13 protein-coding genes, 7 tRNA genes, 4 rRNA genes and 1 pseudogene (1 of these 25 cut by a window edge) are annotated in these 25396 nt (G+C 39.7%); 23 read left to right on the forward strand and 2 right to left on the reverse strand.

The genetic code is table 11. The features are described 5' to 3' along the window. Positions 1 to 35: 35 nt before the first annotated feature. Both BHY08_RS00380 and BHY08_RS00385 read right to left on the reverse strand, forming a co-directional pair. On the reverse strand, positions 36 to 1409 hold the full coding sequence (locus tag BHY08_RS00380; protein ID WP_071456000.1) for a L,D-transpeptidase family protein: 1374 nt from the start codon (positions 1407 to 1409) through the stop codon (positions 36 to 38). 147 nt (positions 1410 to 1556) lie between these two features. Beyond that, entirely contained in the window at positions 1557 to 2510 is a 954-nt protein-coding gene (locus BHY08_RS00385; RefSeq protein WP_071456001.1) for an L-lactate dehydrogenase, read from the reverse strand. A gap of 248 nt (positions 2511 to 2758) precedes the next feature. Between BHY08_RS00385 and pth the strand changes: the two genes are divergently transcribed. The 23 genes and pseudogenes from pth to BHY08_RS00500 form a co-directional block, all read left to right on the forward strand. Continuing rightward, positions 2759 to 3328, forward strand: a complete 570-nt coding sequence (gene pth, locus BHY08_RS00390; RefSeq protein ID WP_071456002.1) for an aminoacyl-tRNA hydrolase — start codon at positions 2759 to 2761, stop codon at positions 3326 to 3328. A 16-nt stretch (positions 3329 to 3344) separates the two neighbouring features. Continuing rightward, on the forward strand, positions 3345 to 6893 hold the full coding sequence (gene mfd / locus BHY08_RS00395; RefSeq protein WP_071456003.1) for a transcription-repair coupling factor: 3549 nt from the start codon (positions 3345 to 3347) through the stop codon (positions 6891 to 6893). Further along, positions 6886 to 8463 (forward strand): putative polysaccharide biosynthesis protein, encoded by a 1578-nt coding sequence (locus tag BHY08_RS00400; protein WP_071456004.1) that lies wholly within the window; start codon positions 6886 to 6888, stop codon positions 8461 to 8463. Before mfd ends, BHY08_RS00400 begins: the two co-directional genes overlap by 8 nt. Positions 8464 to 8480: 17 nt before the next feature. After that, a complete protein-coding gene (locus tag BHY08_RS00405; RefSeq protein ID WP_071456005.1) occupies positions 8481 to 8741 on the forward strand; it encodes an RNA-binding S4 domain-containing protein in 261 nt (86 codons plus the stop codon). Between the two features lie 83 nt (positions 8742 to 8824). Beyond that, a complete protein-coding gene (locus BHY08_RS00410) occupies positions 8825 to 9208 on the forward strand; it encodes an FtsB family cell division protein (protein WP_071456006.1) in 384 nt (127 codons plus the stop codon). A gap of 70 nt (positions 9209 to 9278) precedes the next feature. Next, complete coding sequence (locus BHY08_RS00415; RefSeq protein ID WP_071456007.1) at positions 9279 to 9764, forward strand: S1 domain-containing RNA-binding protein; 486 nt, start codon at positions 9279 to 9281, stop codon at positions 9762 to 9764. 63 nt (positions 9765 to 9827) lie between these two features. Beyond that, a complete protein-coding gene (gene tilS, locus BHY08_RS00420) occupies positions 9828 to 11225 on the forward strand; it encodes a tRNA lysidine(34) synthetase TilS (protein WP_157093610.1) in 1398 nt (465 codons plus the stop codon). Positions 11226 to 11243: 18 nt separating this feature from the next. Continuing rightward, complete coding sequence (gene hpt / locus BHY08_RS00425; protein ID WP_071456009.1) at positions 11244 to 11789, forward strand: hypoxanthine phosphoribosyltransferase; 546 nt, start codon at positions 11244 to 11246, stop codon at positions 11787 to 11789. An 80-nt stretch (positions 11790 to 11869) separates the two neighbouring features. Further along, positions 11870 to 13852, forward strand: a pseudogene (ftsH, locus tag BHY08_RS00430) (ATP-dependent zinc metalloprotease FtsH); the annotation flags it as partial. Positions 13853 to 14074: 222 nt separating this feature from the next. After that, positions 14075 to 14977 (forward strand): Hsp33 family molecular chaperone HslO, encoded by a 903-nt coding sequence (hslO, locus tag BHY08_RS00435; protein ID WP_084657138.1) that lies wholly within the window; start codon positions 14075 to 14077, stop codon positions 14975 to 14977. A 14-nt stretch (positions 14978 to 14991) separates the two neighbouring features. Next, positions 14992 to 15981, forward strand: coding sequence for a tRNA dihydrouridine synthase DusB (gene dusB, locus BHY08_RS00440; RefSeq protein WP_071456011.1), 990 nt, complete (start codon positions 14992 to 14994; stop codon positions 15979 to 15981). A 117-nt stretch (positions 15982 to 16098) separates the two neighbouring features. Continuing rightward, positions 16099 to 17562 carry a lysine--tRNA ligase gene (gene lysS / locus BHY08_RS00445; protein WP_211267919.1) on the forward strand — a complete coding sequence of 488 codons (1464 nt, stop codon included), beginning with the start codon at positions 16099 to 16101 and terminating at the stop codon, positions 17560 to 17562. 534 nt (positions 17563 to 18096) lie between these two features. Beyond that, positions 18097 to 19655: ribosomal RNA gene (locus BHY08_RS00450) — 16S ribosomal RNA — on the forward strand. Between the two features lie 229 nt (positions 19656 to 19884). Beyond that, positions 19885 to 22796: ribosomal RNA gene (locus BHY08_RS00455) — 23S ribosomal RNA — on the forward strand. Positions 22797 to 22874: 78 nt separating this feature from the next. Further along, a 5S ribosomal RNA gene (gene rrf, locus BHY08_RS00460) occupies positions 22875 to 22990 on the forward strand. Between the two features lie 16 nt (positions 22991 to 23006). Next, positions 23007 to 23079: transfer RNA gene (locus BHY08_RS00465), tRNA-Val, on the forward strand. 9 nt (positions 23080 to 23088) lie between these two features. Continuing rightward, positions 23089 to 23161, forward strand: a tRNA-Lys gene (locus BHY08_RS00470). A 69-nt stretch (positions 23162 to 23230) separates the two neighbouring features. Beyond that, a tRNA-Thr gene (locus BHY08_RS00475) sits at positions 23231 to 23303 on the forward strand. Positions 23304 to 23310: 7 nt separating this feature from the next. Next, positions 23311 to 23382, forward strand: a tRNA-Gly gene (locus BHY08_RS00480). Positions 23383 to 23395: 13 nt separating this feature from the next. Next, positions 23396 to 23481: transfer RNA gene (locus BHY08_RS00485), tRNA-Leu, on the forward strand. Between the two features lie 8 nt (positions 23482 to 23489). Continuing rightward, positions 23490 to 23563 (forward strand) — tRNA-Arg (locus BHY08_RS00490). A gap of 13 nt (positions 23564 to 23576) precedes the next feature. Next, positions 23577 to 23650, forward strand: a tRNA-Pro gene (locus BHY08_RS00495). A gap of 235 nt (positions 23651 to 23885) precedes the next feature. After that, positions 23886 to 25396, forward strand: a 16S ribosomal RNA gene (locus BHY08_RS00500); it runs 48 nt beyond the window's last position. The 16S, 23S and 5S rRNA genes sit together here with 7 tRNA genes alongside, the layout of an rRNA operon.

A 25396-nucleotide genomic window follows, 5' to 3' on the forward strand; every position in this document is an offset into this window, starting at 1 on the left:
ACTAACTAAGATAGTTAATCGAGTCATTTATTTTTTTAAAAGACAACAACAGGCACGCCTACATCAATCATATTGAATAACTTGGCACAAACATCAGGAGGAGTGTTAATACAACCATGAGAGCCAACTGTTGTGTATGATGTTCCACCGTATGCATTGGCATTTTGCCAAGGTGAATCATGAATTCCAACACCTGTCCAATCAATAGGCATCCAATAATCAACAGGACTAGCATAATCTTCACCACGTAAAATTTCATTACGTTTTTTATTCCAAACATAAAATACGCCAGGTGGTGTCGGAGTACTTGGCTTACCAGAAATAATAGGTGTCTCTAAAGCTACTTTGCCATCCTTGTAGTACCACATATGCTGAGCTTGTAAATCAACTTCTATGTATGTATTTGATATTAATGGTGTTTCTGGTGTTGTGCTTCCTTGATAAGCAGGAACACGATTTGTAAATCCTTTGCCTGATAAGATCAGTTCAGTCAATTGCTCAACTTCATTATCAGTCCAGATAGTCCAACTATACGTGCCAGCAGGGACAGTCACTTCACCACGTTTTGTACTATTAAATTTCGTTGGATTAGTACTTGTATTGTAAGTTTGTCCTAATTGAGTAACATACTCTTTTACAAGGTCTTTCTTTAAATCGACATCGCCTTTTTCGTTTGTTGTTAACCAACTAGCGATTGTTTCTTTAGGGATAGCAATTTCTTGTCCATTGATAAGATAAGTTGCGCTAACGTCTGTTAATTTGTTAATGTCTTCTAATTCTTTTTTTAATTTACTATCAGTTGCTAGAACAGTTGGTTTTTGGACATATGTCTCTAACTCAATTGTTCCTTCGCCTTCTTTTACATGCGATTCAAAAGCAGAAATAAATTTATCTATATCAATCGTATTTCCTGCTACTTCATTTGTTATTTGGAATGTACCATCTTTCATTTCAATCATCGCATTCTTGGTTGGCGTACGTTTTTTATTGAATTCAGTTAATGTTGTTCTCAGCTCAGTTGCTTCTTTAGCTAGTGCATCCTTATTGTAATCAGTCATAATGATTGGCACATTTTTTGGTTTATTAATATAATTCATAAACCATAGCCAAGGATTTTGTTTTTTTATAGTATTATCAACAGTTTTATCAACATCAAATGTAATGCCTAATTGTTGTTTAGGAATTGCTTTCCATGTCTTTCCACTATCTAAAACCAGAAATTCATCTTGATGGACGTTGTCCTTTATTTTTTTTATTGCTTCTTTCTTAGACAATTGACTAATATTGATTTGACCAACTGTTGTATTGGGTAAGAATTTATTTTGATAAATGATTGCGAAATACGAGTAAATACTTACAATAATTAATACCAAGACCAGTGGTACCAATAACCACGATTTTCGTTTCATATGAAGCCCCTTCCCATAATAAAAATTGTAACATTATTGTAACATATTCTTCATTAAAAACAATATAAGTGCTTCCATATCTTTTTAGTCAATAAAAAGTAAGAAAAGACTAGAAAAGTATTTATTCCAGTCTTTTTGTCATTCAGTTTATTTGAAAGCTTCATCCAATACTTGTTTTAAACGTTCAGCAGATAAATCAAATTTCTCTTGTTCAGCATCTGTTAGTGGGAGTTCAATGACATGACTGATTCCCTGGCGGTTAATAACAGCAGGAGCTCCAATATAAATATCGTTTAACCCATATTGACCATCTAAATAAACAGATAATGGTAATACAGCATTTTCATCATAGAGAATCGCTTTTGTGATACGAGTAAGAGCAACGGCGATACCATAGAATGTTGCACCCTTTTTATCAATAATCGTATAGGCAGCATCACGTACCTTAAAGAATATATTAACGAGTTCTTCTTCATCAACTTCAGGATGATCTGACACCCATTCATAAATTTGTAGTCCGGCAATATTAGCGTGTGACCAAACAGGGAACTCAGTATCGCCGTGTTCACCAAGAATATACCCATGAACGTTACGTGCATCGACATCAACTAACTCAGCAATTGTTTGTCTAAATCTAGCAGAGTCAAGAGATGTACCACTACCAATAACTTTATGTTTCGGAAATCCTGAAAACTTCCAAGTAGCATAAGTTAAAATATCAACAGGGTTTGTTGCAATTAAGAAAATACCATCAAAGCCAGAAGCAACAATGTCATCTACGATAGATTTAAATATTTTTAAATTTTTATTGACTAAGTCTAAACGTGTTTCACCAGGTTTTTGTGCTGCACCAGCTGTAATCACAACGATATCAGCATCTTTACAATCAGCATAAGTTGCAGCGTATATTTTTTTAGGAGAGGTGAACGCTAATGCGTGAGATAAATCAAGGGCATCACCTTCAGCTTTGTTGACGTCAATATCAATGATACCAATTTCTTGTGCGATGTTTTGTGTTACTAGTGCAAAGATATAGCTTGAACCAACTGCTCCGTTGCCGACAACAATAATTTTTTGATGATCAATATTTGAGTGTTTCATGTAATCGCTCCTTGTTGTTTTATTTACTCCAATACGGATTATACCACTAAAAATCTAAAAAACCCAAGAAAAAGGTCATTTACCTAATAACAGTCTATTAAACAAACGTTAACTAAATCTAATTAATAGTTATTATTCATAGTAAATGTAAAGGTATGGTATAATTATTTGAAATATTTTTTAGTCAAATACCATGCAGGAACACGTGTCTTTAACCCGTGTTTTTTGATGTTATAGGAGAATATATGATGAAATTAATTGTTGGATTAGGTAACCCTGGAGTGAAGTATCGTGCGACAAGGCACAATATTGGTTTTATCGCACTAGATGAAATGGCATATCAAGAAAATGCTACATTCAATAAAAGTCAATTCGAAGCAGACATAGCAGAATTATTTGTAAACGGTGAGAAAGTGTTATTAGTAAAACCTCAAACGTTCATGAATGAATCAGGGCGTAGTGTTGGTCCATTGATGACTTATTATAATGTGTCTCCAGAAGATATATTAGTGATTTATGATGATTTAGATTTGCCTGTTGGTAAAATACGATTGCGACAAAAGGGCAGTGCTGGTGGACATAATGGAATAAAGAGCTTAATCTCTCATATCGGCACACAAGAGTTTAATCGTGTACGTATTGGGATTGATCGACCAAAACGCGGAGAAGAAGTGATTGCACACGTGTTAGGGAATTTTCCTAAAGATACACATGAAGACCTGTTATCCGCTGTTAAATTAGCTGTAGATGCCAGTTTATATTGGGTGAATGGTCATTCTTTTGTCGATACAATGAATCAATATAATAGTAAAAAATAAGGAGGACTATTAAGTAATGTACCTCAATGAAGGATTATTATCCGTTATCAAACATGACGAACAGGTCAATCAATGGTATCACGCCATTGATACAAATAAGGCACAGCTTGTTACCGGTTTAGCAGGTTCAGCCAAATCACTTGTTATGTCGACATTATTACAAAAAAATAAAAAAATAATGATTGTTACCCCAAATCTATATTATGGGACAAAGTTAATGGATGACTTACAACATGTTGTTGATGAGTCTTATTTGCATTTTTTTCCAGTCGATGAAGTAGCCGCAGTAGAGATGTCTTTTTCTTCTCCTGAGGCTTTAGCTGAGCGAATTAACAGTTTAGTGTTTTTAAATAATGATGAACCAGGTATTTTAGTGACTCCTTTAGCAGGGCTAAGACGCTTTTTACCATCACCAAAAAATTGGAAAGAAAACATGTTACAAATCTCAGTTGGAGGCACACTTGATTTAACGACATTACCTGAGCAATTAATTTCTTTAGGTTACGTTCGAGAACAAATGATCGGTAAGCCTGGAGAATTTAGTATCAGAGGAAGTATTGTAGATATTTATCCTTTAACTAGTGAGTATCCCGTTCGTATTGATTTATTTGATGATGAGGTGGATTCGTTACGTTTATTCGATGCCGAAACACAACGTTCATTGTCAGAAGTAGAGAATATATTGATTCCACCAGCTATGGACCAAGTGGTGACGAAAGAGCAGTTAGCCAATGCTTCAAAAGAGCTTGATATGTCTTTAAGCGAAAAATTGGATGGTATAAAAGATCCAGACAAAAAAGCACAGCTAACGGCTTATAAAAACTATACAGTAGGTGAATGGGAAAATGGCCACCCAACAGATGACATTGGCCAGTATATTGACTTGGTCTATGATGAAAAATATCATTTAAGTGATTACCTTTCAGTTGATGATTTGGTATTATTCGATGATTATAGTCGGATGTTGGATACAGAAAAAGAAATATTAAGAGAAGAAGCTGAATGGTTAACGATTAAGTTAGAAGACAATCCTGTTTTTGAAAACCGCACACTCGGTGGTGATTTCAGGCAAATTATGAAAAAAATGCCACAAAATCGTACGTTTTTCTCTTTATTTCAAAAAGGAATGGGAAATTTACGTTTTTCAGCTGTGTATCCTTTTGAGTATCGTTCAATGCAACAGTTTTTCGGTCAACTACCATTACTAAAAGCAGAGATGGATCGTTGGGCGAAACAAAAACAAACAGTAGTTGTGTTAGTTGAAAATGATGAGAGAAGTAAAACGATTGAACGCTTATTCATTGATGCGGGTATTTCTGTTGTAGTAAGTGGTAAGAAAGAGTTGCTAGAAGGACAGGCTCAAATCCAAGTTGGATTACTAGAGTCAGGTTTTGAACTACCGCAAGATAATTTGGTCGTGTTGGTTGAAAAAGAAATTCTTCATACTAGAACGAAACGTCAAGCACGTAAACAAACTATTTCAAACGCAGAACGGCTAAAAAGTTATAACGAATTAAGTCCTGGAGATTATGTGGTTCATGCTAATCACGGGATTGGTAAATATATTGGGATGGAGACATTATTAAGTGGTGGTACGCATCAAGATTATATGACCATTCTTTATCAAAACAACGATAAATTGTTTATTCCAGTGACGCAACTTGATTTGATTCAAAAATATGTGGCATCAGAATCAAAAGCACCACGTATTAATAAATTAGGTGGCAGTGAATGGACGAAGACAAAGAAAAAAGTATCGGCTAAAGTGGAAGATATCGCGGATGATTTGATTCAGTTATATGCTGCTAGAGAAGCAGAAGTTGGATATGCTTTTTCGCCAGATGATGATTATCAACATGAGTTCGACAATGCCTTTCCGTATTCAGAAACGGATGATCAGTTGCGTAGTATTCAAGAAATCAAGCGGGATATGGAGAAAAAACGTCCAATGGATCGCTTGTTAGTAGGGGACGTGGGTTACGGTAAGACGGAAGTGGCCTTACGTGCAGCGTTTAAAGCTGTTAAAGATGGCAAACAAGTCGCCTTTTTAGTACCAACTACAATTTTAGCGCAACAACATTATGAAACCATGATTGACCGATTTAAAAATTTCCCAGTTAGTATTGGTTTGATGAGCCGTTTTAGAACGAAAAAACAACAAGAAGAAACGATTGACCAATTGAAAAAAGGTCAAGTGGATATTATTGTTGGCACGCACCGAATTTTATCAAAAGACTTAGAATTTATGGACTTAGGATTGCTTATCATTGATGAGGAACAACGTTTTGGGGTGAAACATAAAGAGCGACTAAAACAATTACGTGCACAAGTGGATGTATTGACGCTAACAGCTACACCGATTCCAAGGACATTGCATATGTCAATGCTTGGTGTGAGAGATTTGTCGGTTATTGAAACCCCACCGGCCAATCGTTATCCAGTGCAGACATATGTAATGGAAAAAAATCCAGGAGCGATACGTGAAGCTTGCGAACGTGAAATTGCTCGAGGTGGACAAATTTTTTATCTATACAACCGAGTGGATACGATTGAGCAAAAAGTCGATGAATTAAAAATGTTGGTACCAGACGCACGTATTTCATATGCTCATGGTCAAATGACAGAAGTCCAATTAGAAAATGCGTTAATGGAATTTATTAATGGCGAATACGATATTTTAGTCACAACCACTATTATTGAAACAGGGGTGGATATTCCTAATGTGAATACATTGTTTGTGGAAAACGCTGATCACATGGGATTGTCTCAGTTGTATCAGTTAAGAGGTCGCGTCGGTCGAAGTAACCGTGTTGCCTATGCATATTTTATGTACGAACCACAAAAAATATTAAATGAAGTCAGTGAAAAACGACTTCAAGCAATTAAAGATTTTACTGAATTAGGCTCTGGATTTAAGATTGCAATGCGAGATTTATCCATTCGTGGTGCCGGAAACCTATTAGGTGCTCAGCAACATGGCTTTATTGATTCAGTCGGGTTCGATATGTATACGCATATGCTTAATGAAGCAGTTAATCGTAAGCGTGGTATTGATAAGAAGGAAACAAAAACTATGACGGAAATCGACTTAGGAATAGATGCCTACATTCCAAGTGATTATATAGAGGATGAGCGACAAAAAATTGAAATGTATAAACGCATTCGTCAGCTTGAAAATCAAGAGATGTATGATGAGTTGGAAGCTGATTTATTAGACCGTTTTGGCGAATACCCAGATGAAGTGGCTAATTTATTAACGGTTGGATTGATTAAAATGAATGCTGATTTTGCTTTGATTAATAAAATTCAAAAGAAAAAACATTCGATTTATATTGAGCTAAGTAAAGAAGGAACTTCTGCTTACACAATAGGACAATTGTTTAAAGCTTTATCTAAAACTACTTTAAAAGCTGAAATTAGTACGGATGACCATTTGGCAGTGACATTGAAACTACCGAAAGATTTGTCTGTTGCAACTTGGTTGCATGAAATATCAGCATTTGTCGAAGCGTTGCGACAAGAAAGATATGAAAAAAAAGAGACACAGGATGAAGTTGATGGATAAATTAAAAGTTGAAAAAACGGTACTAAAAGGCACATTAATTTTGACTGTCACATCATTTATTGTCAAGATTTTAAGTGCTGTTTACCGAGTTCCGTTTCAAAATTTAGTGGGAGATGAAGGGTTTTACGTTTATCAGCAAGTTTACCCGATATACGGGATTGCGATGACATTATCTTTATCAGGGATGCCAGTTTTTCTATCGAAGATTTTAGCTAGCGAGGAGTCTCCTACAGAGCAAAAAAGATTAACGAATCAGTTTTTTTACTATGTTAGCGTGTTATCCGTTTTCTTATTTTTAGGTCTATTCATCGGGTCGCCTCTTGTGGCTTTGATGATGGGAGATAAGGAATTAGCTCCTTTGATACGTGTTGTGTCATTTGTTTTTCTGCTCGTTCCATTTTTATCGACGTTACGAGGTGTTTTTCAAGGTGAGATGAATATGCTCCCGACTGCGACGTCTCAATTAGTCGAACAAGGTATTCGAGTTGGCGTGATTCTATTTGCTGGCTGGTTGTTTTATGTGAATAGTTTAGATGTTTATGTCGTGGGAAGTGTTGCGACATCAGGTGCTATTATTGGTGGACTTGCAGCCATTGGCGTGCTATTGTATCACGCCAGAGGACAAATGACGTCATTTTACCCACTTCCACGAAAAAAAGACCGCCAAAAAAGCTTGCTTAGACGATTGATATTCGAAGGTGGGGCACTATGTTTTTTTAGTGCATACCTAGTGATTTTTCAGTTGATTGATTCATTTACTGTTAAAAAATATTTAGTCTTTTCTGGGATGCCAGATTTGTCAGCAAAAATTGCTAAAGGTGTATTTGATAGAGGACAACCACTTGTCCAATTAGGTTTAGTAGTTGCCGTATCGATGACAGCTACCTTTATGCCGACGTTAACACATTATTACAAAAATAAAGAAATATCTGATTATGAGTCAATGGTGACGTCTTATTTAAAAGTGTCTCTTGCCATATCGATGGCAGCAGGAGTTGGCTTGGCGTTATTAGTTCCATTTGTAAATGTGACGTTATTTAGTAATAACGATGGTGTGTTGACATTATCATTGTTTGTATTATCAGTTAGTGTGGCGTCTATGATTCAAACTTACCAAACGATTTATCAAAGTCAAAATCGAGTGCATTACCAATTTGTAGCGGCAATTTTTGGTGTTTTACTAAAAAGTATATTAACACCAGCATTGACTTACTATTTTGGCACATTAGGGTCAAGTATTAGTACACTGTTTGGCTTATTAGGGTGTTTAATGGTATTACATCACTACCTCGTCAGAAAAGGATTTAGATTATCAGTTGGGACTATGTTTATTGTCAAACTAATGGCTAGTTTAAGCATGATGGCGCTATTAGTGTACCTATTTCGATATACATGTGTGACACAAGGATTATTAAACACTCACCGTGGTATGACGTTTGTTGTTACGCTTGTTGGTGTGTTACTAGGTGTTAGTGTTTATATGATAAGTATTGTGAAATTTAAATTATTTAGTTATGATGAATGGACCATGTTACCATTCGGTCAAAAGATATATAAGCATTTTTATTAAAAAATTGGAGTGATAATATGAGATTAGATAAATTTTTGAAAATTTCTAGAATAATTAAACGTCGAACAATCGCAAAAGAAATAGCAGATAAAGGACGGATTCAGGTCAATCATAAATTAGCGAAATCGTCTACTTCTGTAAAGGTTGGCGACGTGATTACAATTATGTTTGGTAACAAAACATTAGAGGTTAAAGTGTTAGACTTAAAAGACACAACCAAAAAAGATGAAGCAAAAAATTTATATGAAATTATCAGTGAAATCAAAAATCAAGACTAAAAACTAACGATAAGTATTAGACATTGATGCAGTGAGTTGGTATAATAAACACAAGTATACACAGAAATGGAGTTTAGCGTATCATGAGTGAACAAAAACCATTATTAAGTTTAGAGATAAGTGAAGAAATAGCTCCTTCTGATATGGGAAAGTCTCAGCGTGAACAAAAAAAAATGATTTATAAGCGTCGTCGTTTAACTCTTATGTTTGTGTTAGCGTTTTGTTTATTTACGTTTATGGGAATTAATCTATTTCGTAATGGGCAACATTTGTTGTCATTACAACAAAATCATACCGAAGTAAAAAAAGAGTACGCAAAAGTGAAGTCAGAGAAAAAGGATTTAGAAAACGAAGTTAAATTGTTGAAAGATCCTGAGTATGTTGAAAAAGTCGCTCGTGCAAAATATTTTTACTCAAAAGAAGGCGAACAAGTGTATAGCATCCCAGCATTAAGTGGTGCAAATTAAAAGTTAGCGGCAACTTAAAAGATTAATAAAAATAATATATTAAGAGGATTCAAGGAGGAAAATTTTTTTTATGTCAATCGAAGTGGGGACAAAGTTATCTGGTAAAGTGTCAGGTATTACTAATTTTGGAGCGTTTGTAGATTTAGGTGAAGGGAAAACAGGTTTAGTACATATCAGTGAGGTATCAAACAGTTTTGTTAAAGATATCAAAGATGTCCTAAAAGTGAATGATGAAGTCGAAGTAAAAGTAATGAGTGTTGGTGATGATGGAAAAATAGGATTATCCATTAAACGGGCAAATGAAGAAGAACGTCCGGCACAACGTGAGCGCAAAGAATACAAACGTTCATCAAATAACTACCAATCCGATCGTAACAATAATCGCGGTAATGATCGTGGTAAAAATAATCGTAAACCTGCAGCGGTAGCTACTCCACAAAAAGAAAGTTTTGACTCATTGATGAGTAATTTCTTAAAAGATAGTGATGATAGATTAAGCACACTTAAACGTAGTACTGAAGGAAAACGCGGCGGACGCGGCGGACGTCGTAACTAATAGATAGAGGATAAGAGGTGGCTCTTATCCTTTTTTTATGCGATAAAGTAGGAGGAGAGTCTTTTGTACCAGAGATTTCAACAAATAATGAAGGCAGACTATCATTTGACGCCTGATACACGCATCGTTGTGGGCGTTTCAGGTGGTGTAGATTCTATGGTGTTGTTGCATTTACTGTGTCAATTACCAGAAAACATGCGTCCAACGATTCATGTTGCACATATTAATCATCAATTAAGAAAAGAATCGCTTGAAGAACAAGAATTTGTTGCTCAATATTCTAAAGAATGTGGATTGCCTATTTATATAGGCGTATGGGATAGTGGGTTGACTATTAAAAAAAATGTCGAACAAGAAGCACGTGAATTTCGCTATCATTTTTTCGAAGACGTGATGCAAGAAACGAATAGTCAGATGTTGTTAACAGCGCATCATAAAGATGATCATATTGAAACTGTGTTAATGCGTTTAATCCAAGGGAATCAACTTAAGACGTTAAGTGGTATCGCAACAAGTCGAGCCTTGGGAAATAAGTATCAAGTGATGCGACCGTTATTAAGTTTTTCTAAAAAAGAACTGTATGTATACGCAGCAAACGAAAACATACCGTATTATGAAGATGGTAGTAATTTTTCCGATGATTATTTACGTAATCGTATACGACATTATGTGCGCCCTATGTTAGAGAATGAAAATCCTAATATAGGCGAGAGTATTGTGCGTCTTGCTAAAGAAGTTAATCAGCAAGCGGTAGTTATAGAGTCACTTTTAAAACCGTTAATCGACACTTTGATAACTTATCAAAATAATACATGGCATTTAGATTATCTTTCGTTAAAAAGACACAATTTAGCGATACAATCTGAAGTAATTCGATATTTATTAACAGATGTTCAAGAGAAAACTAAACTATCTGTCGGTTATGAACACGTGAATCAGATAGTAGGCATGATTCAAAATGATAAACCAAACTTAACCGGTCAATTACCGAATAATTGGCTCATTGAAAAAACTTATGATAGTATAACAGTCTCTAAAAAAAGTCATAACACAGTAAAACATCAAAAAATTTATCTTGAAAAAAATCAAGGGGCATTTTTATCTGATACTCAGTGGCTAGGAATGTTTGAAGTAGGGAAAGAAACATTGCCAGAAGAGTTAAAATCTTGGCAGTATAAAGAGATGATTTACACATGTGGTAAAAATCATTCAATTCGAGTCAGAAAACGTGAAGCTGGAGACAGATTCGTATATAATCGTAAAGGTCAGACTAAGAAAGTATCACGTTATTTTATTGATGAGAAAATACCCATCAAATTACGTGATTTAAGTTGGCTTGTTTTCGATGAAAAAGGGTGTCTTCTGTGGCTTTTACCATTTAGAGAAAGTTATTTGAGTATTGAGTACGAAACTGATAAAATACAGTATAAGCTTGTCTACTTGTATCAAGAAGATGAGTAAGTTTGGAAGGAGAACCCAATGTTAGAAAAAGATATCGAAAAAACATTTTATTCAGAACAACAAATACAAGAACGTGTTGCCGTTTTAGGTGAAGAAATTAGTCGTGAATACCAAGATAAATTTCCTTTAGTCGTTGGTATTTTAAAAGGCGCTGTACCGTTTTTATCTGATTTAGTTCGTGCGATGCCAATTCATATGGAAATGGATTTCATGGATGTATCAAGTTATGGAAATGCAACAGTCTCTTCAGGGGAAGTTCGTATTCTAAAAGACTTAAGTACAGTGGTTGAGGGCCGTCATATTATCTTAGTGGAAGATATTATTGATAGTGGCCGTACATTGAAGTACTTAGTTGATTTACTAAAACACCGTAAGGCAGCATCAGTAAAAATCGTGACAATGCTTGATAAACCAGAAGGACGCGTCGTCGATATGGCTGCTGATTATGTTGGTTTTGAAGTGCCAAATGAGTTTGTTGTCGGATATGGTTTAGATTATGCAGAAGATTATCGTAATCTACCGTATATTGGCGTACTTAAACCGGAAATATACGAAAATGCTTAATTTTTCGAACGTTTAATGTTACAATGATTTCTTAGGAATGATTACAAACTAAAAACTTAATATAGAGAAGGAGGACATGTATGAATAAAAAGAATTCAGGGATGCGTAACTCGCTGTATTATATTATTGTATTTCTATCAATGATTACAATAGTATACTTCTTCTTTGGGCAAGGCGGCGACCAATCTCCTACTATAAATTATTCAACGTTCTATCAACAATTAAAAGATGATCAAGTCAAAGATTTTACCGTACAGCCATCAAATGGCGTTTACAAAATTACAGGTGAGTATCGTGAAGAACAAAAGATCACCGATTCAGGTGGCTTGCCAGTATTTGGTAAAACAAAAGTAAAATCAAAACGATTTACAACCTCTGTCTTACCGAATGACGCAACGATTTCAAATATCAGTGAAACAGCGAGTGAATCAGGAACCAAATTTGTTGTTAAAGAGCAGTCTAACAACAGTGTTTGGGTATCACTATTGTTTAGTTTCTTACCAGTATTACTAATGGTGTTTCTGTTCTATATGATGATGGGACAAGGCGGTCAAGGCGGTGGAAACGGCCGTGTCATGAACTTTGGTAAAACAAAAACAAAAGAAGCGGATAAAAAAGCAATCAACGTTCGTTTCTCTGACGTAGCAGGTGCTGAAGAAGAAAAACAAGAGTTAGTTGAAGTGGTTGAATTCTTAAAAGACCCACGTCGTTTCGTGGAACTTGGAGCGAGAATTCCTGCTGGTGTGTTACTTGAAGGGCCTCCCGGAACTGGTAAAACATTACTAGCAAAAGCTGTTGCCGGAGAAGCTGGTGTACCATTCTTCTCAATTTCAGGTTCAGACTTTGTTGAAATGTTTGTCGGTGTTGGGGCAAGTCGTGTACGTGACTTGTTTGAAACAGCGAAAAAATCTGCCCCAGCCATTATCTTTATTGATGAGATTGATGCAGTTGGACGTCAACGTGGTGCCGGTATGGGTGGAGGACACGATGAACGTGAACAAACCCTTAACCAATTACTTGTTGAAATGGATGGTTTCAATGGTAATGAAGGAGTTATCGTAATTGCCGCAACGAACCGTTCAGATGTATTAGATCCGGCCTTACTTCGTCCCGGACGTTTTGACAGACAAGTTCTCGTTGGAACACCAGATGTTAAAGGTCGTGAACAAATTTTACGTGTACATTCTCGTAACAAACCATTGGCAAATGATGTTGACTTAAAAGTTGTTGCACAACAGACACCAGGGTTTGCCGGTGCAGATTTAGAAAACGTGTTAAACGAAGCTGCTCTTGTAGCTGCTAGACGTAACAAAAAGAAAATTGACGCATCAGATATTGATGAAGCACAAGATAGAGTGATTGCAGGTCCTGCTAAGAAAGACCGCATGATTAGTAAAAAAGAACGTTCAATGGTTGCTTACCACGAAGCAGGACATACAATCTGTGGATTAGTGTTAAGCGATGCAAGAATTGTCCATAAAGTAACAATCGTTCCACGTGGGCGTGCTGGCGGATATATGATTGCTTTACCTAAAGAAGATCGTTTCTTAATGACTCAAAACGAAATGTTTGAACAAATTGTTGGGTTGCTGGGTGGACGTGTTGCTGAAGAAATTATCTTTGGTGTAAAATCTACTGGAGCAAGTAATGACTTTGAACAAGCAACCAACTTAGCTCGTTCAATGGTGACTGAATATGGTATGAGCGATTCATTAGGTCCTGTACAATATGAAGGAAACCATCAAGTATTTGTTGGCCGTGATTATGGTCAAACAAAAACTTATTCAGAACAAATCGCCTTCCAAATTGATGAAGAGGTAAGAAATATCTTAACTCGTGCTCATCAAAAAGCAGTTGAAATCATTGAAGCACACCGCGATGAACATAAATTAATCGCAGAGTCACTTCTTAAATACGAAACACTTGATGCGAAACAAATTAAATCATTATTTGAAGACGGTAAAATGCCAAGTGATGATAAACCAGAAGAGTACCCAAGTGAAAAAGATGGTTCTTTTGAAGAAGTTAAAGAAGCGTTAGAGAAAAAAGACGCAGAAAAACAAAAAGCCGAGTTTCAAGAAGAAAGAGAAGCAGAGCATTCTTTAAATGAGCGCGACAAAGAATTATCACAATCGATTAAAGAAGATGAAGAAGCTGTGAAAGAAGATAAATCTGAGTAAAAATAGTTTTAAGATTGAATAAAATACGTTATGATAAGTGGGATATACGAAAGTATAGCCCACTTTTTAATTGGGAATAATAAAGAAAGAAAGTAGGCACGATAAGTGAGTAAACAAACAACAGATTATTTAGTTAAAGCTTTATGTTTTAATGGAGAAATTCGTGCGATGGCAACTCGCACAACAGAGTTAGTTGCTGAAGCACAACAACGTCATGATACATGGCGCACGTCAACAGCGGCACTAGGTCGTTCTTTAACAGGAGCCTTGATGTTAGGTTCAATGCATAAAGGTGACGAAAAATTAACTGTTCGTATTCAAGGGGATGGTCCAATCGGTGCTATTGTCATTGATGCTGATGCAAAAGGACATGTAAAGGGATACGTTAAAAACCCACAAGTTAATTTACCGGCCAATGCATTAGGAAAAATTGATGTGCGTGGTGGAGTGGGAACAAATGGATCTCTAAGTGTGGTAAAAGATTTAGGATTAAGAGAGCCGTTTACAGGACAAGTTCCATTAGTTTCAGGTGAACTAGCTGAAGACTTTACATATTATTTAGCAACATCAGAACAAGTTCCTTCAGCAGTCGGGTTAAGTGTATTAGTTGATAATGAAAATGATGACGTTGTAAAAGCGGCAGGTGGATTTATGATTCAAGTCATGCCTTTTGCTTCAGAAGAAACACTTGTTGAAATTGAAAAACGTTTAGCAGATATTCCGCAAGTGTCTAATTTATTAGATCAAGGTGAAACACCTGAAGAAATTCTTTATCGTTTATTAGGTAAAGAAAACGTCGAAATTTTAGATACGATGCCAGTCGAGTTTCAATGTGATTGCTCTAAAGAACGTTTTTCTTCAGCCCTAATTACCTTAGGAGTCGATGAATTAACCAATATGATAGAAGAAGACAATGGAGCAGAAGCTGTCTGTCATTTTTGTAATGAAAAATATCATTATACAGCAGAAGAGTTATCAGTATTAAGAGACGAGGCTATGCAGTCTTAAGAGGAGGAAACCCGATGTGGAAAATAGGAAACGTCGAGATTCCTAATCGAGTGGTTGTGGCACCGATGGCCGGAGTAAGTAACTCGGCTTTTCGTGTAACAGTCAAAGAGTTTGGTGCAGGGCTTGTGGTATGTGAGATGATTAGTGATAAAGGCATTCAACAGCGTAATAAAAAAACGCTAGAAATGCTTTATATTGATGAAACAGAACACCCGCTTAGTTTACAAATATTTGGTGGTAATAAAGAAAACTTAGTTGAAGCCGCTAAATTTGTCGAAGAATACACGACCGCAGATATGATTGATATCAATATGGGATGTCCAGTAAATAAAGTCATCAAAGCTGAAGCAGGTGCTAGATGGTTACTTGATCCAAACAAAGTATATGAAATGGTAGAAGCTGTGGCGAGTGCTGTGAGTATTCCGGTGACAGTGAAACAACGTATTGGTTGGGATGAAGAACATGTGTATGCTGTTGAAAATGCATTAGCTGCTGAAAAAGCCGGTGCGAGTGCAGTGGCGATGCATGGTCGAACACGCGTGCAGATGTATGAAGGAAGAGCTAACTGGGATGTACTAAGGGAAGTTAAAAAGCATTTAACCATTCCATTTATGGGGAATGGTGATGTGAGAACCCCAGAAGATGCAAAACGCATGCTTGATTATGTTGGATGTGATGGCGTAATGATTGGGCGAGCTGCGTTAGGTAATCCATGGATGATTTATCGCACACAGCATTATCTAGAAACAGGTGAGTTGTTAGAAGAGCCACACCCAGCTGAAAAAATCGAGACAGCTAAACTTCATTTAGACCGTTTAATTCGTTTGAAAGGTGAAAAAATTGGCTGTTTAGAATTCCGTCAACATGCCGCGTATTATTTAAAAGGCGCCCCACGTGCAACCAAAACACGACTAGCCGTTAATAAAGCGACAACTCAAGAAGAAATGAATCAGATTTTGGATGAGTATGTATTAGTTGTAAAAGAAAAAGGATTAGTCGGATAAAAAAGGCAAATTAACTTGCCTTTTTTTTGCTATTTATGGCATTATAGGAGAGAGTAGAATGGCAAATAATGTATAGGAGGAAGTAACGTGTCAAAAGATAATCAAGAGCATCAAGAAATGAATGATCAACTCATCGTTAGACGAGAAAAAATGGCGGAGTTGCGTGACAAGGGATTAGACCCATTTGGAACACGTTTTGAGCGTACAACCAATGCAAAAGAATTGCATGAAAAATATGATGATAAAACTAAAGAAGAATTACAAGAGTTAAACCTAACAGCGACAATTGCTGGTCGTATCATGACAAAACGTGGTAAAGGTAAAGTAGGGTTTGCTCATTTACAGGATAGAGAAGGGCAAGTACAGATTTACGTTCGTAAAGATGCGATTGGTGAAGAAGCCTATGAACTATTTAAACAAGCTGACTTAGGTGATTTTGTTGGAGTAACTGGACAAGTGATGAAAACTGATATGGGTGAGATGACAATCAAGCCAACTGACTTTACATTCTTGACAAAAGCTCTTAGACCGTTACCGGATAAATATCACGGTTTAACAAACGTTGAGCAAAAATACCGTCAACGCTATTTAGATTTAATTAGTAATCGTGATAGCTTTGACAAATTTGTTAAACGTAGTGAAATTATCCGCGAAGTGCGTAATTACTTAAATGACCATGGTTATTTAGAAGTTGAAACACCAACCCTACATAATATGGCAGGTGGAGCAGCAGCAAGACCATTTATTACACATCATAACGCATTAAATATGGAATTATATTTACGCATTGCGCTTGAATTACATTTAAAACGATTAATCGTTGGTGGAATGGAAAAAGTATATGAAATTGGTCGTGTATTCCGAAATGAAGGAATCGATGCGACACACAATCCAGAATTCACCATGTTAGAAGTATATACAGCTTATACTGATTATAAAGATATTATGGATTTAACAGAAGGTATCATTACAACAGTCGCTCAAAAAGTATTAGGAACATTACAAATCCAATACGGTGATGTTAATGTTAACTTAGAAGGACCATGGAAGAGAATTCATATGGTTGATGCGATTAAAGAAGTAACAGGTGTTGATTTCTGGAATGTAACATCAGACGAAGAAGCAAGAACAATCGCTAAAAAACATAATGTTACTATAGAAGAACATATGGATTATGGCCATGTGATTAATGAATTTTTTGAAGAGTTTGTTGAAGATACGTTGATTCAACCAACCTTTATCTATGGCCATCCGGTTTCAATTTCTCCACTTGCTAAGAAAAATCCAGAAGATGACCGATTTACAGATCGTTTTGAAGTATTTATCGTAGGAAAAGAATATGGAAATGCCTTTACCGAGTTAAATGATCCAATCGATCAAAGAGAACGATTTGAAGCGCAAATGAAAGAAAAAGATTTAGGAAATGATGAAGCTCATGGAATAGATGAAGACTTTATCGAAGCATTAGAGTATGGAATGCCTCCAACTGGCGGTTTAGGAATAGGAATAGACCGTTTAGTTATGCTGCTTACAAACTCACAATCAATTAGAGATGTGCTACTATTTCCAACAATGAGATAAAAAAGTGAAGATTTTCTTCACTTTTTTTTATTTGTTTTGAGAGATTTACTTTAGGTTTTACGATGAATGTTCGCATTGTAGTAGGTGTATCTAGTAAAAAGAGTTAGGGGACTGAATTAAAACCTTATATTTAACGAATAAACGATCGTAATATAATTGTAAAGTCTGTGAAAAAAAGTTTTAAAAAAAGGTTGACGATATCGAATAAACTTGTTATATTAATACATGTCCTTGAGACACAAGTTTGAAAGTTTTGTTCTTAGAAGTGAATATTTTTATTTTTTTGTTGACTGTTAAATTATCAGAAAATTCCAAAAAATAATTTTAAAAAAATCTTGACAGACACTTGTTAACTTGGTATGATATAAAAGTTGTTACGGCAACGAAGTTTAGACCTTTGAAAACTGAACAAAGTAAGACAAATCAAATGTGTAGGGCGTTTCTACTATGTAGAAACAAACCATATTTAGTGAATACAATTCGCTAGCAAGTTTTAAACAAATGAGCTTAAACATCGTAAGATGTTATCAACTTTTTATTGAGAGTTTGATCCTGGCTCAGGACGAACGCTGGCGGCGTGCCTAATACATGCAAGTCGAACGCATTTCTTTTCACCGGAGCTTGCTCCACCGAAAAGAAATGAGTGGCGGACGGGTGAGTAACACGTGGGCAACCTGCCCATCAGAGGGGGATAACACTTGGAAACAGGTGCTAATACCGCATAATTGATTTTACCGCATGGTGGAATCATAAAAGACGCTTTAAGTGTCACTGATGGATGGGCCCGCGGTGCATTAGTTAGTTGGTGGGGTAATGGCCTACCAAGACCATGATGCATAGCCGACCTGAGAGGGTGATCGGCCACACTGGGACTGAGACACGGCCCAGACTCCTACGGGAGGCAGCAGTAGGGAATCTTCGGCAATGGACGGAAGTCTGACCGAGCAACGCCGCGTGAGTGAAGAAGGTTTTCGGATCGTAAAACTCTGTTGTTAGAGAAGAATAAGTGATAGAGTAACTGTTATCACCTTGACGGTATCTAACCAGAAAGCCACGGCTAACTACGTGCCAGCAGCCGCGGTAATACGTAGGTGGCAAGCGTTGTCCGGATTTATTGGGCGTAAAGCGAGCGCAGGCGGTCTTTTAAGTCTGATGTGAAAGCCCTCGGCTCAACCGAGGAAGGTCATTGGAAACTGGAGGACTTGAGTGCAGAAGAGGAGAGTGGAATTCCATGTGTAGCGGTGAAATGCGTAGATATATGGAGGAACACCAGTGGCGAAGGCGACTCTCTGGTCTGTAACTGACGCTGAGGCTCGAAAGCGTGGGGAGCAAACAGGATTAGATACCCTGGTAGTCCACGCCGTAAACGATGAGTGCTAAGTGTTGGAGGGTTTCCGCCCTTCAGTGCTGCAGTTAACGCATTAAGCACTCCGCCTGGGGAGTACGGCCGCAAGGCTGAAACTCAAAGGAATTGACGGGGGCCCGCACAAGCGGTGGAGCATGTGGTTTAATTCGAAGCAACGCGAAGAACCTTACCAGGTCTTGACATCCTTTGACCACTCTAGAGATAGAGCTTTCCCTTCGGGGACAAAGTGACAGGTGGTGCATGGTTGTCGTCAGCTCGTGTCGTGAGATGTTGGGTTAAGTCCCGCAACGAGCGCAACCCTTATTGTTAGTTGCCATCATTCAGTTGGGCACTCTAGCGAGACTGCCGGTGACAAACCGGAGGAAGGTGGGGATGACGTCAAATCATCATGCCCCTTATGACCTGGGCTACACACGTGCTACAATGGACAGTACAATGAGTTGCGAGACCGCGAGGTTTAGCTAATCTCTTAAAGCTGTTCTCAGTTCGGATTGTAGGCTGCAACTCGCCTACATGAAGCCGGAATCGCTAGTAATCGTGGATCAGCATGCCACGGTGAATACGTTCCCGGGCCTTGTACACACCGCCCGTCACACCACGAGAGTTTGTAACACCCAAAGTCGGTGAGGTAACCTTTTGGAGCCAGCCGCCTAAGGTGGGATAGATGATTGGGGTGAAGTCGTAACAAGGTAGCCGTATCGGAAGGTGCGGCTGGATCACCTCCTTTCTAAGGATAATTACGGAAAACACATTTTGTCTTTACTTTGTTCAGTTTTGAGAGGTCTACTCTCAAACGAATTGTTCATTGAAAACTGGATAGTTGAAGTTAGACATCAACATAAACCGAGAACACCGCGTTGAACAGTTTCTTTAAAAAGAACTGTGAAATGTATTAATGATTATCTATCGCTAGTTAGTCATTAATTAAAAAACAAGCTAACCGTCAGGTTAGAAAAGGTTAAGTGAATAAGGGCGTACGGTGGATGCCTTGGCACTAGAAGCCGATGAAGGACGGGACTAACACCGATATGCTTCGGGGAGCAGTAAGTATGCTATGATCCGGAGATTTCCGAATGGGGGAACCCAATATCTTTTATAGGATATTATCTAATAGTGAATACATAGCTATTAGAAGGTAGACGCAGAGAACTGAAACATCTAAGTACCTGCAGGAAGAGAAAGAAAAATCGATTTCCTTAGTAGCGGCGAGCGAAACGGAAACAGCCCAAACCAACAAGCTTGCTTGTTGGGGTTGTAGGACTCAGCTGTGGTAGCTGTTGTGGATAGTCGAATCGACTTGGAAAGGTCAGCCGTAGCGGGTAAAAGCCCCGTAGACGAAATTGACAACACACCTATGAGTATCCTGAGTACGGCGGAACACGAGAAATTCCGTCGGAATCCGGGAGGACCATCTCCCAAGGCTAAATACTCTCTAGTGACCGATAGTGAACCAGTACCGTGAGGGAAAGGTGAAAAGCACCCCGGAAGGGGAGTGAAATAGAACCTGAAACCGTGTGCCTACAAGAAGTTAGAGCCCGTTAATGGGTGATAGCGTGCCTTTTGCAGAATGAACCGGCGAGTTACGATAGCATGCGAGGTTAAGCTGAAGAAGCGGAGCCGTAGCGAAAGCGAGTCTGAATAGGGCGAATGAGTATGTTGTCGTAGACCCGAAACCATGTGACCTACCCATGTCCAGGTTGAAGGTGTGGTAAAACGCACTGGAGGACCGAACCCACGTACGTTGAAAAGTGCGGGGATGAGGTGTGGGTAGCGGAGAAATTCCAAACGAACTTGGAGATAGCTGGTTCTCTCCGAAATAGCTTTAGGGCTAGCCTCGGATTTGAGAATGATGGAGGTAGAGCACTGTTTGGACTAGGGGCCCGTCTTGGGTTACCGAATTCAGATAAACTCCGAATGCCATTCATTTATATCCGGGAGTCAGACAGTGAGTGATAAGATCCATTGTCGAAAGGGAAACAGCCCAGACCACCAGCTAAGGTCCCAAAATACATGTTAAGTGGAAAAGGATGTGAGGGTGCACAAACAACTAGGATGTTGGCTTAGAAGCAGCCACCATTTAAAGAGTGCGTAATAGCTCACTAGTCGAGTGCCCTTGCGCCGAAAATGTACCGGGGCTAAACATGTTACCGAAGCTGTGGATAGAACCTTTGGTTCTATGGTAGGAGAGCGTTCTAAGGGCGTTGAAGCTGGATCGTAAGGACTGGTGGAGCGCTTAGAAGTGAGAATGCCGGTATGAGTAGCGAAAGACAGGTGAGAATCCTGTCCACCGAATGACTAAGGTTTCCTGGGGAAGGCTCGTCCTCCCAGGGTTAGTCGGGACCTAAGCTGAGGCCGATAGGCGTAGGCGATGGATAACAGGTTGAGATTCCTGTACTCGTTTGTTTTGTTTGAACAATGGAGGGACACAGGAGGCTATGAGATCGTGCGACTGGAAGTGCACGTTCAAGCAACAAGTCTTGATAAGAGTCAAATGCTTTTATCTCTAAGGACAAGTTGTGATGAGTAGGGAAATAAAGTACCGAAGTCTCAATGTCACACTGTCAAGAAAAGCTTCTAGTTAGAAACAAATGACCCGTACCGCAAACCGACACAGGTAGTCGAGGAGAGAATCCTAAGGTGAGCGAGAGAACTCTCGTTAAGGAACTCGGCAAAATGACCCCGTAACTTCGGGAGAAGGGGTGCTGAACGCAAGTTCAGCCGCAGTGAATAGGCCCAAGCGACTGTTTATCAAAAACACAGGTCTCTGCAAAATCGAAAGATGACGTATAGGGGCTGACGCCTGCCCGGTGCTGGAAGGTTAAGAGGATGGGTTAGCAATAGCGAAGCTCAAAATTGAAGCCCCAGTAAACGGCGGCCGTAACTATAACGGTCCTAAGGTAGCGAAATTCCTTGTCGGGTAAGTTCCGACCCGCACGAAAGGCGTAACGATTTGGGCACTGTCTCAACGAGAGACTCGGTGAAATTTTAGTACCTGTGAAGATGCAGGTTACCCGCGACAGGACGGAAAGACCCCATGGAGCTTTACTGTAGTTTGATATTGAATGTTTGTGACACATGTACAGGATAGGTAGGAGCCGTAGAAGTCGGAACGCTAGTTTCGATGGAGGCGCTGGTGGGATACTACCCTTGTGTTATGACCATTCTAACCCGCACCACTAATCGTGGTGGGAGACAGTGTCAGATGGACAGTTTGACTGGGGCGGTCGCCTCCCAAAAGGTAACGGAGGCGCCCAAAGGTTCCCTCAGAATGGTTGGAAATCATTCGTAGAGTGCAAAGGCAGAAGGGAGCTTGACTGCGAGAGCTACAACTCGAGCAGGGACGAAAGTCGGGCTTAGTGATCCGGTGGTTCCGCATGGAAGGGCCATCGCTCAACGGATAAAAGCTACCCTGGGGATAACAGGCTTATCTCCCCCAAGAGTTCACATCGACGGGGAGGTTTGGCACCTCGATGTCGGCTCGTCGCATCCTGGGGCTGTAGTCGGTCCCAAGGGTTGGGCTGTTCGCCCATTAAAGCGGCACGCGAGCTGGGTTCAGAACGTCGTGAGACAGTTCGGTCCCTATCCGTCGCGGGCGTTGGAAATTTGAGAGGAGCTGTCCTTAGTACGAGAGGACCGGGATGGACATACCTCTGGTGTACCAGTTGTTCTGCCAAGGGCATTGCTGGGTAGCTATGTATGGACGGGATAAACGCTGAAAGCATCTAAGCGTGAAGCCCCCCTCAAGATGAGATTTCCCATTCCTTTAAGGAAGTAAGACCCCTGAAAGATGATCAGGTAGATAGGCTAGGAGTGGAAGTACAGTGATGTATGGAGCGGACTAGTACTAATCGGTCGAGGACTTAACCAAAATAAGCGGTGGACAATTATGATGATAGATAACTTTAACATCCAGTTTTGAGTGAGCAATTACTCAATAATATATAAGTGCGGTGACGATGGCAAGAAGGATACACCTGTAACCATGCCGAACACAGAAGTTAAGCTTCTTAGCGCCGAGGGTAGTGAAGGGTTTCCCTTTGTGAGAGTAGGACGTTGCCGTGCTTATATTTTTAGTGATGGAGGTTTAGCTCAGCTGGGAGAGCACCTGCCTTACAAGCAGGGGGTCAGCGGTTCGATCCCGTTAACCTCCATAAGTTTTAGACTCGTTAGCTCAGTTGGTAGAGCATCTGACTTTTAATCAGAGGGTCACTGGTTCGAGCCCAGTACGGGTCATTACTATATTAAGCCATAATACGATTTATAGTCTTTTTTATTGTGATAAACATCGTGTTGATAGAACATGCCGGCTTAGCTCAGTTGGTAGAGCATCTGATTTGTAATCAGAGGGTCGAGGGTTCAAGTCCTTTAGCCGGCATCTATAAGCGGAAGTAGTTCAGTGGTAGAACATCACCTTGCCAAGGTGGGGGTCGCGGGTTCGAACCCCGTCTTCCGCTTTCATAAGTTCTAGCCGGGGTGGCGGAACTGGCAGACGCACAGGACTTAAAATCCTGCGGTGAGTGATCACCGTACCGGTTCGATTCCGGTCCTCGGCATCAAAATAGCGCCCATAGCTCAACTGGATAGAGTGTCTGACTACGGATCAGAAGGTTAGGGGTTCGACTCCTCTTGGGCGCGTTAGATTTTAATACGGGAAGTAGCTCAGCTTGGTAGAGCACTTGGTTTGGGACCAAGGGGTCGCAGGTTCGAATCCTGTCTTCCCGATTTTGAGAATTTTCTCAAAAAAATCTTAAAAACTTGTTGACAATAAGAGAACAAGTTGGTATGATATAAAAGTTGTTACGGCAACACAGTTTAGACCTTTGAAAACTGAACAAAGTAAGACAAACCAAATGTGTAGGGCGTTTCTACTATGTAGAAACAAACCATATTTAGTGAATACAATTCGCTAGCAAGTTTTAAACAAATGAGCTTAAACATCGTAAGATGTTATCAACTTTTTATTGAGAGTTTGATCCTGGCTCAGGACGAACGCTGGCGGCGTGCCTAATACATGCAAGTCGAACGCATTTCTTTTCACCGGAGCTTGCTCCACCGAAAAGAAATGAGTGGCGGACGGGTGAGTAACACGTGGGCAACCTGCCCATCAGAGGGGGATAACACTTGGAAACAGGTGCTAATACCGCATAATTGATTTTACCGCATGGTGGAATCATAAAAGACGCTTTAAGTGTCACTGATGGATGGGCCCGCGGTGCATTAGTTAGTTGGTGGGGTAATGGCCTACCAAGACCATGATGCATAGCCGACCTGAGAGGGTGATCGGCCACACTGGGACTGAGACACGGCCCAGACTCCTACGGGAGGCAGCAGTAGGGAATCTTCGGCAATGGACGGAAGTCTGACCGAGCAACGCCGCGTGAGTGAAGAAGGTTTTCGGATCGTAAAACTCTGTTGTTAGAGAAGAATAAGTGATAGAGTAACTGTTATCACCTTGACGGTATCTAACCAGAAAGCCACGGCTAACTACGTGCCAGCAGCCGCGGTAATACGTAGGTGGCAAGCGTTGTCCGGATTTATTGGGCGTAAAGCGAGCGCAGGCGGTCTTTTAAGTCTGATGTGAAAGCCCTCGGCTCAACCGAGGAAGGTCATTGGAAACTGGAGGACTTGAGTGCAGAAGAGGAGAGTGGAATTCCATGTGTAGCGGTGAAATGCGTAGATATATGGAGGAACACCAGTGGCGAAGGCGACTCTCTGGTCTGTAACTGACGCTGAGGCTCGAAAGCGTGGGGAGCAAACAGGATTAGATACCCTGGTAGTCCACGCCGTAAACGATGAGTGCTAAGTGTTGGAGGGTTTCCGCCCTTCAGTGCTGCAGTTAACGCATTAAGCACTCCGCCTGGGGAGTACGGCCGCAAGGCTGAAACTCAAAGGAATTGACGGGGGCCCGCACAAGCGGTGGAGCATGTGGTTTAATTCGAAGCAACGCGAAGAACCTTACCAGGTCTTGACATCCTTTGACCACTCTAGAGATAGAGCTTTCCCTTCGGGGACAAAGTGACAGGTGGTGCATGGTTGTCGTCAGCTCGTGTCGTGAGATGTTGGGTTAAGTCCCGCAACGAGCGCAACCCTTATTGTTAGTTGCCATCATTCAGTTGGGCACTCTAGCGAGACTGCCGGTGACAAACCGGAGGAAGGTGGGGATGACGTCAAATCATCATGCCCCTTATGACCTGGGCTACACACGTGCTACAATGGACAGTACAATGAGTTGCGAGACCGCGAGGTTTAGCTAATCTCTTAAAGCTGTTCTCAGTTCGGATTGTAGGCTGCAACTCGCCTACATGAAGCCGGAATCGCTAGTAATCGTGGATCAGCATGCCACGGTGAATACGTTCCCGGGCCTTGTACACACCGCCCGTCACACCACGAGAGTTTGTAACACCCAAAGTCGGTGAGGTAACCTTTTGGAGCCAGCCGCCTAAGGTGGGATAGATGATTGGGGTGAAG

Origin of the sequence: Vagococcus teuberi (genome assembly GCF_001870205.1) — a bacterium.
Classification (GTDB): Bacteria; Bacillota; Bacilli; order Lactobacillales; family Vagococcaceae; genus Vagococcus; species Vagococcus teuberi.

What these genes read in the sequence shown, in the direction of transcription:
- mfd (WP_071456003.1), top strand. Translation starts at nt 3,345, where the DNA reads ATGTACCTCAATGAAGGATTATTATCCGTTATCAAACATGACGAACAG.
- BHY08_RS00385 (WP_071456001.1), bottom strand. Translation starts at nt 2,510, where the DNA reads ATGAAACACTCAAATATTGATCATCAAAAAATTATTGTTGTCGGCAAC.
- dusB (WP_071456011.1), top strand. Translation starts at nt 14,992, where the DNA reads ATGTGGAAAATAGGAAACGTCGAGATTCCTAATCGAGTGGTTGTGGCA.
- BHY08_RS00415 (WP_071456007.1), top strand. Translation starts at nt 9,279, where the DNA reads ATGTCAATCGAAGTGGGGACAAAGTTATCTGGTAAAGTGTCAGGTATT.
- BHY08_RS00405 (WP_071456005.1), top strand. Translation starts at nt 8,481, where the DNA reads ATGAGATTAGATAAATTTTTGAAAATTTCTAGAATAATTAAACGTCGA.
- BHY08_RS00400 (WP_071456004.1), top strand. Translation starts at nt 6,886, where the DNA reads ATGGATAAATTAAAAGTTGAAAAAACGGTACTAAAAGGCACATTAATT.
- pth (WP_071456002.1), top strand. Translation starts at nt 2,759, where the DNA reads ATGAAATTAATTGTTGGATTAGGTAACCCTGGAGTGAAGTATCGTGCG.
- BHY08_RS00380 (WP_071456000.1), bottom strand. Translation starts at nt 1,409, where the DNA reads ATGAAACGAAAATCGTGGTTATTGGTACCACTGGTCTTGGTATTAATT.
- lysS (WP_211267919.1), top strand. Translation starts at nt 16,099, where the DNA reads ATGAATGATCAACTCATCGTTAGACGAGAAAAAATGGCGGAGTTGCGT.
- hpt (WP_071456009.1), top strand. Translation starts at nt 11,244, where the DNA reads ATGTTAGAAAAAGATATCGAAAAAACATTTTATTCAGAACAACAAATA.
- BHY08_RS00410 (WP_071456006.1), top strand. Translation starts at nt 8,825, where the DNA reads ATGAGTGAACAAAAACCATTATTAAGTTTAGAGATAAGTGAAGAAATA.